Source organism: Mesorhizobium sp. M7A.F.Ca.AU.001.01.1.1, from assembly GCF_004022735.1.
GTDB lineage: Bacteria > Pseudomonadota > Alphaproteobacteria > Rhizobiales > Rhizobiaceae > Mesorhizobium > Mesorhizobium ciceri.
Genome location: NZ_RZPF01000438.1, coordinates 1 through 5,604, shown reverse-complemented (window position 1 = coordinate 5,604; position 5,604 = coordinate 1). Strand labels below are relative to the sequence as shown.

General features: G+C 63.6%; 7 protein-coding genes. 6 read left to right on the top strand and 1 reads right to left on the bottom strand.

Translation table 11 applies throughout. From position 1 onward, the window contains the following. From EN884_RS23555 to EN884_RS23530, 6 genes are all read left to right on the top strand, one after another. Positions 1-361 (top strand): ABC transporter permease (locus tag EN884_RS23555; RefSeq protein ID WP_164895120.1); only part of this gene is annotated, 361 nt, incomplete at its 5' end. Beyond that, the gene (locus EN884_RS23550; protein ID WP_013530497.1) at positions 358-1,245 is read left to right on the top strand and encodes an ABC transporter permease; all 888 of its coding nucleotides are present in this window, start codon (positions 358-360) and stop codon (positions 1,243-1,245) included. The genes EN884_RS23555 and EN884_RS23550, both read left to right, overlap by 4 nt. A gap of 69 nt (positions 1,246-1,314) precedes the next feature. Beyond that, on the top strand, positions 1,315-2,337 hold the full coding sequence (locus EN884_RS23545) for an LLM class flavin-dependent oxidoreductase (RefSeq protein ID WP_063168683.1): 1,023 nt from the start codon (positions 1,315-1,317) through the stop codon (positions 2,335-2,337). A 41-nt stretch (positions 2,338-2,378) separates the two neighbouring features. Beyond that, a complete protein-coding gene (locus EN884_RS23540) occupies positions 2,379-3,026 on the top strand; it encodes a ThuA domain-containing protein (protein ID WP_063168682.1) in 648 nt (215 codons plus the stop codon). Between the two features lie 59 nt (positions 3,027-3,085). Continuing rightward, positions 3,086-3,430 carry a hypothetical protein gene (locus tag EN884_RS23535; protein WP_013530500.1) on the top strand — a complete coding sequence of 115 codons (345 nt, stop codon included), beginning with the start codon at positions 3,086-3,088 and terminating at the stop codon, positions 3,428-3,430. Between the two features lie 94 nt (positions 3,431-3,524). Next, positions 3,525-3,938: a hypothetical protein gene (locus EN884_RS23530; RefSeq protein WP_063168681.1), complete on the top strand. Its 414-nt coding sequence runs from the start codon at positions 3,525-3,527 to the stop codon at positions 3,936-3,938. Between the two features lie 10 nt (positions 3,939-3,948). Here EN884_RS23530 and EN884_RS23525 read toward each other — a convergent pair. After that, positions 3,949-5,604, bottom strand: a 1,656-nt coding sequence (locus tag EN884_RS23525; protein ID WP_128360761.1) for an amidase, incomplete at its 5' end; no start/stop codon positions are given.

Genomic DNA, 5,604 nt, shown 5'->3' with positions numbered 1-5,604 from the left:
GATGACGCGAGCAGGCGTGATCGAGGCGATCGCCGCCGATTACACGCGCACCGCCGTCCTGAAAGGGCTCGAGCGGCGCGAGATCATCTTTCGGCACGTGCTGCGCAATGCGCTGACGCCGACCGTCGCGGTGCTGGCGACGCAGACCGGATACATGCTGGGTGGGCTGGTGGTGATCGAGGCGTTGTTCGGCATCCAGGGACTTGGCAATCTGGTCCTGAACGCGGCCAAGGCCCGTGATTTCCCGATGCTGGAGGCAGGCGTATTGGTGATGGCGGCCATCTTCGTGCTGTCGGCGGCGGCCGGCGACCTCTTGCTGGCGCTGCTCGATCCGCGGCAACGCCGCCGGACCTCGCCATGACGGATCTGGCCGAGTTTCCCGCACTGCAGCGCGCCGTGGCGGGCTTTTCGGCAGTGCGCCGGATTCGCAGTGCTTTCGCCGGATTGCCGCCGTCGGTCGTGGTCGGATTGCTGCTGCTTTTGTTCTGGGTCGCTTGCGCCATAGCAGGCAACCTCTTCGTTCCCTACGATCCCTATGCCGAGGATTTCCTGGCGACGCTGACGCCGCCCGATGCGCTGCACTGGTTCGGGACCGATCAGCTCGGCCGCGATGTGCTGTCCCGCATCATCGTCGGTTCGCGCGACATCCTGCTGGTTGCGCCGCTGGCGACGCTGGCCGGGGTTGCCGCCGGCAGCATCATCGGCCTGGTGCTCGGCTATTTCGAGGGCCTCACTGATGCCATCGGCGCGCGGCTGCTCGATACGCTGATGGCGTTTCCGTTCATCGTTCTCGTCACCATGACGCTGGTGGCGATCGGCCCGTCGAACCTGACCGTCATCCTGGTGATCGGCATCGCCTACGCGCCGCTGGTGGCGCGCACCGTTCGCGCCGCCGTGCGTGAGCAGAAGCAGCGCGACTATGTCAGCGCCGCGCGGCTTGGCGGTGAAGGCCCGCTCGCCATCATGTTCCTGGAGATCCTGCCCAACATCAGGGAAACGATCCTCATCGAACTCGTCACAAGGCTGGGCTACGCGTTCTTCTCGATCGCGACGCTGAGCTTTCTCGGCCTCGGCATTCAGCCGCCATCGGCCGACTGGGGACTGGCCGTCGCCGACGGCTATGGCTTCCTGACCGGCGGAAAATGGTGGGTCGTCGTCTTCAATTCCGGGGCAATCGTCTCGCTGGTGATGGCGACCAACCTGATCGCACAAGGCATTGGCGCCTTCGAGAATAGCGATGCATGAGCCTTGATCCGGGCGCCAAAAAATCTCTTTTGCATTGAAGCCTGACGCGCATCCTTATATCGCATGATTATGAAGAAAATCGGGTTCCTGTCGTTCGGGCACTGGACGCCCTCGTCGCAATCGCAAGTGCGCTCGGCTTCGGACGCGCTTTTGCAATCCATAGAGCTGGCTGTCGCCGCCGAGCAGCTGGGCGCGGACGGCGCGTATTTTCGCGTGCATCACTTCGCCCGCCAGCTCGCGTCGCCGTTCCCGCTGCTGGCGGCGGTCGGCGCCAGGACCAGCCGCATCGAGATCGGCACCGCGGTCATCGACATGCGCTACGAGAACCCGCTCTACATGGCCGAGGATGCCGGTGCCGCCGACATCATCGCCGGCGGGCGCCTGCAGCTCGGCATCAGCCGTGGCTCGCCCGAGCAGGTGATCGATGGCTGGCGCCATTTTGGCTACGCGCCGCCGGAAGGGCAGAGCGACGCCGACATGGCAAGGCACCACGCCGAGGTCTTCCTCGAGACGCTGCGCGGCGAGGGGTTCGCCCAGCCCAATCCACGGCCAATGTTCCCCAACCCGCCCGGCCTCTTGCGCCTCGAGCCGCATTCGGAGGGTTTGCGCGAGCGGATCTGGTGGGGTGCGGCTACCAACGCCACGTCGGAATGGGCAGCCAAGCTCGGCATGAACCTGCAGAGCTCGACGCTCAAATTCGACGAGAGTGGCAAGCCGTTCCACATCCAGCAGGCCGAGCAGATCCGCATCTATCGCGAGGCCTGGAAGGCAGCCGGCCACAAGCGCGAGCCGCGCGTCTCGGTCAGCCGCAGCATCTTCGCGCTGGTCGACGATCGCGACCGCGCCTATTTCGGCCGCGGCAATGAGAGCCGCGACCAGATCGGCTTCATCGAGGAGAACACCAAGGCGATTTTCGGGCGCAGCTACGCGGCCGAGCCGGATGTGCTGATCAAGGAATTGGCGCAGGACGAGGCGATCGCCGAGGCGGATACGCTGTTGCTCACCGTTCCAAACCAGCTCGGCGTCGACTACAACGCGCATGTCATCGAGGCGATCCTGACCCATGTCGCTCCAGCGCTGGGCTGGCGCTGACGCCGGATCGATCAGGGCCGAGTTTTCCAGGGAGGTACACAATGCCAAAGAAGGCCTTGATCGCCTGGGGCGGCTGGGAGGGCCATACGCCGGAGCAGAGCGCGAAGCTCGTTCGCACCTTGCTTGAGCGAAACGGCTTCGACGTCACGCTGGGTGAGGGCACGGCGATGTTCGCCGGTCCGGAGCTTGCTTCCTTCGATCTCATCGTGCCTGTCATCACGATGTCGACGATCGAAAAGGCCGAGTTGCAGAACCTGACGCTTGCGGTTCGCGGGGGAAGCGGGCTCGGCGGTTTCCACGGCACGATGGGCGACAGTTTCCGCAATGAGCCTGACTATCAGTTCATGACCGGCGGCCAATGGGTGGCGCATCCCGGCAACATCATCGACTACACTGTCGCGATCACCCGGCCGGACGATCCGATCACAAAAGGCATCAGCGATTTCGCCTACCGGTCGGAGCAATATTACATGCATGTCGACCCAAGCAATGAGGTGCTGGCGACCACCACCTTCACCGACGCGCATTTTCCGGGGATAGGCGGCGTCGTCATGCCGGTCGTCTGGAAACGGCGCTATGGGGCGGGGAAGGTTTTCTACAGTTCCCTTGGTCACACGGCGGATGAGTTCGCGGTGCCGGAAATGGCGCTGATAGTGGAGCGGGGTTTGCTTTGGGCGGCGCGGGGGTAGAAGCAGGCGAAGTTCGTGAAAATCTGATGGAATTCACAGGAAATCTACGGAGATATCCAATGAACGATTCCAGTTGGTCCGCTTCCGAAAAGAAGCTCGCCCGCCACGCCTTCGATAAGGCTCTTGAGGCGGCCCTCGCAAAGACGATGGCCGAATTCAAGAGCAAGGCCAGTGCGGTGACGGTTCCCTCCCAGATGTGGGAGCTGGAAGCCTATTTGCGTGAACAGCGGCGGGATATCGATCGGACGTTCGACTACCGCTATTCGCAGCTCCTTTATGTCTTCACTCATCTCATCCGAGCAGGCTGCCTCGATGAAAAGCTGCTTGCCGGTCTGTCGCAAGACAAGCGGGATGTCATTCGGCGGGACCTTGCCTTTGCGGCGGGACGCCCGGCCAGCGGATGACGACGGCAGGGAGTGCGGCCGCGTCCCAATCCCTGCCATGCTGGAAAGCGGCCGTTGTCGTACTACCATCCCGTCACATGGCGAGGGGGATGAGATGGACCATCAGCGTACTGTTTTTCTGATCGGAGCAGGTTCCGTTGGTGACGACGAGCAAGCCGTGTTCACGCTGCACGTGAACGGCGCTGCCTGCAATCTGAAATGCAGTTATCGGGACAAGGTGATCGAGGCAGAAGAGGAAGACTTTTTCGAGGCTCTGTTCCAAATCCGTCAGGCACTCGAAGTCGATGGCCTGCTACCCTTCTGTTACGGAGCAAGCGCCAATGTTTATCCGGAAAATACCGTGATGGAGAAAAGTCGCGGATTGATAGCCTGCAAGGTGAAGACGGGGCAATTTCCGCAAGAGAGCGATCTGGTCGACATATTTGATGATGGCGTCGACGTGGTTCCGGTTTTCGTCCATATGCAGCAGGAATTTTGGGAAGAATGGCTGACTTCGCTGCCTTCCTAGCTGCTGGCGTTCATCCAATCCCGCCCGTAAACAGATAGGCGCCGGCGCTGCGCCCATCCTCCAGCCGCACAATAGCCGTCACGATCGAGCCATACGAGCCACGCCAGACGCTGTGGAACCGCTGGTGCTCTGCGGCCGGAACCAATGCCTGTCCACAGCAGCGCGCTCCGCTTCGCTGGATGGCGACAGGCTCGCCGTTGACATGCACCTTGACGCTGGCGTGTTCCGCCTCGGCGTCGATCGGCAGGTCGAGGGTGATGGTGATCTCGTCCTGATCGCCGGTCGTGCGCGTCTCGGCGGCAAGCGCAATGACGAGCGGAGGTGCCTTGCCGCTACCGGTTTGCGTGGGCCGGCGGGAAAATACATCTTCAGTCAGTTCCGGCGTGCGTGGGGGCAGGGTGCGGCGCCGGGTCGACTGTTCGTAGTCGCCGGCCATGCGCAGCAGCCTTTCGTCGTCATAGGCCTTGCCGGCGAAGGTCAGGCCGACCGGCATGCCGATATCGGCCATGGTTCCCATCGGCACGGTGACGGTCGGGATGCCAAAATGGCGCCAGACCAGATTGCCGTTGGCGACCCAGGTGCCATTGCGCCAGGCAAGGACGGCGGACGCCTCGTCGATGTCTGCATCGGCCGGTCCGACATCGGCGGCGGCGGGCAGCACCACGGCGTCGATGTCTTGGCCGTCCAGCCAGACCTCGAAATCGATCCGCCTTGTTGCTTCGAGGCCCTTCAGTCCGTCTTCCAGCGTTGGAATGTCTGCGAACGGCGTGACGCCGGACCGCGCCCGTTCCACATATTCTCTCAGATCGAAGCCGCCCTCATAGCGGTCGGGCAGCGTGCCGGGCGGCTGCGGGAAGATCTTTGGGCCGTCGACGGAGACGAGATCGGGCACGGCCGGGTCGGCATTGGCGCGCAAAAAGTCGTCCCAGCCCCAGATGCTGAGATCCCAGAGTTCGCGCTCGGCGAAGTCCTGCGGCACCAGCCCGCGCTCGACCATGGTGCGCGCCCCGGGGCGGTCGCGCTCGTAGTTGGAGACGACGGGGAAATCGACCTCGATCACCTCGGCGCCAAGCCGCTTGAGATCGGCCGCTGCCTGCTCCCACAGGGCAAGCACCGAGGCGCGGGTTTCGATCGGCGCATCGGCCTCGCTGTCGCGGCCGATATACATTCTGGGCACGCCCAGGCGCTTGCCTTTCAACGACCCCGCCAGTGCGAGATCGGTATAACGGGGCGGCCGCACATCGGAGCTTTTCGGCAGCTTGACCCAAGGCTGCGCGCGCCAGAAATCGCCTCGCGCCTCGGGATCGTCGGCGACGATCACATCGAGCAGTTCGAGCATGTCGGCCACGCTGCGCGTATGCGGCACGACGACATCCATGGTCGGCACCAGGGGCCAGTTGCCGCGCACAGAAATGACGCCGCGCGACGGCGTGTAGGCGACCAGCGCATTGTTGGTGGCCGGCGCGCGGCCGGACGACCAGGTTTCCTCGCCAAGCCCGAAGGCGCAGAAGCTGGCCGCTGTCGCCGTGCCGGAGCCATTGGACGAACCCGATGCGAAGGCGGCGGTGAGATAATCGCCATTGTACGGACTTTCGGCGCGGCCATAGACGCCGCGCTGCATGCCGCCATTGGCCATTGGCGGCATGTTGGTCAGCCCGATCAGCAC